Source organism: uncultured Amaricoccus sp. (assembly GCF_937858865.1).
GTDB lineage: Bacteria > Pseudomonadota > Alphaproteobacteria > Rhodobacterales > Rhodobacteraceae > Amaricoccus.
The window spans coordinates 1-1764 of record NZ_CALLYO010000354.1 but is presented as its reverse complement, the minus strand read 5'-3'; the positions used below and the strand labels follow the sequence as shown (position 1 = coordinate 1764).

The window sequence follows — 1764 nt, the reverse complement described above, 5'->3', positions numbered from 1 at the left end:
GCAACATCATCTGGGCGACCGACTTCCGCGAGGAGAGCCGCACCACCGAGCAGGGCGGCGGCAAGGGCGGTGGTGGCGGCGGGACCGAGGTCACCGAGTACTTCTACTTCGCCTCGTTCGCCGTGGCGCTCTGCGAGGGGCCGATCACCGGCCTCGGGCGCATCTGGGCCGACGGCAAGCCGATGAGCCGCGACGGCGTGACGATGCGGGTGCATCTCGGCGGCGAGACGCAGGCGCCCGACCCCTTCATCGTCGCGAAGATGGGGGCCGCGAACACCCCGGCCTATCGCGGCACCGCCTACGTCGTCTTCGAGGAGCTGCCGCTCGAACGCTACGGCAACCGGATGCCGCAGCTCTCCTTCGAGGTGTTCCGCCCGATCCTCGACGGGGAATCCGCCGAGAGCCTGGTGCGGGCTGTGACGCTGATCCCGGCCTCGGGCGAGTTCGCCTATGCGACCGACATCGTCCGCCGCGAGGACGGCGATGGGGCGACGTCCGCGGAGAACGTCAACGCCGAAGCGCACGCCGCCGATCTCGTGGTGGCGCTCGACCGGCTGGAGGCCTGCGCACCGAAGGTCGAGTCGGTCTCGCTCGTCGTCGCCTGGTTCGGCGATGATCTGCGCGCCGGGCACTGCCGCATCCGCCCGGGGGTGGAGGTGACCGCGAAGACCACGGCCCCGGAGAACTGGCAGGTCGATGGCGTCGGCCGGGCAACGGCGCACCTCGTCAGCCGCGACGCCGAGGACCGCCCCGCCTACGGCGGCACGCCCTCCGACAGCGCCGTGGTGCAGGCGATCAAGGAGCTGAAGGCCCGCGGCTACCGGGTGACCTTCTACCCGTTCATCCTGATGGACGTGGCGGCGGACAACACGCTGCCTGACCCCTACTCGGACAACGCCTTGGCGACCGGCCAGCCGACCTATCCCTGGCGCGGCCGGATCACCTGCTCGCCGGCGGCCGGCTACGCCGGGAGCCCAGACAAGAGCGCAGCCGCCGGCAGCCAGGTCGCCGCCTTCTTCGGCTCCGCGCAGCCGTCGGACTTCGACGTCGACGACGAGCGTGTGAGCTGGGACGGGCCCCCGGACGACTGGGGCCTGCGCCGGATGATCCTGCACTACGCGCATCTCTGCGCCGCGGCCGGCGGGGTCGACGCCTTCCTGATCGGCTCGGAATTCCGCGGCATCACGCAAGTGCGCGCGGGCGCGTCGATCTATCCGGCGGTCGCTGAGCTCGCCGACCTTGCGGTGGATGTTCGGTCGATCCTCGGGGCAGGCACCAAGCTCAGCTATGCCGCCGACTGGTCGGAGTATTTCGGGCATCATCCGCAGGACGGCTCTGCGGATGTCTTCTTCCATCTCGACCCACTGTGGGCCGACGCCAACGTCGATTTCGTCGGCATCGACAACTACATGCCGCTCTCCGACTGGCGCGACGGGCTCGACCATCTCGACGCCGCGGACGCTGACGCGATCAGCGACCTCGCCTACCTCCGCGGCAACGTCGAAGGCGGCGAGGGGTTTGACTGGCACTACGCCAGCACCGCCGACCGCGAGGCGCAGGTGCGGACGCCGATCGGCGATGGCGCGCACGGGCGGCCATGGGTGTTCCGCTACAAGGATGTCCACAGCTGGTGGTCGAACCAGCACCGCAACCGGCCGGGCGGCGTCGAGAGCGGTGCAGCGACGGCTTGGGTGCCAGAGTCGAAAGCCATCCGCTTCACCGAGATCGGCTGCCCGGCGGTCGACCGCGGCCCGAACCAGCCGA

1 protein-coding gene is annotated in these 1764 nt (G+C 70.4%); it reads left to right on the top strand.

The genetic code is table 11. From position 1 onward, the window contains the following. The coding region (locus tag Q0112_RS10300) for a glycoside hydrolase TIM-barrel-like domain-containing protein (protein WP_297974832.1) at window positions 1-1764 on the top strand (1764 nt) is incomplete at both ends.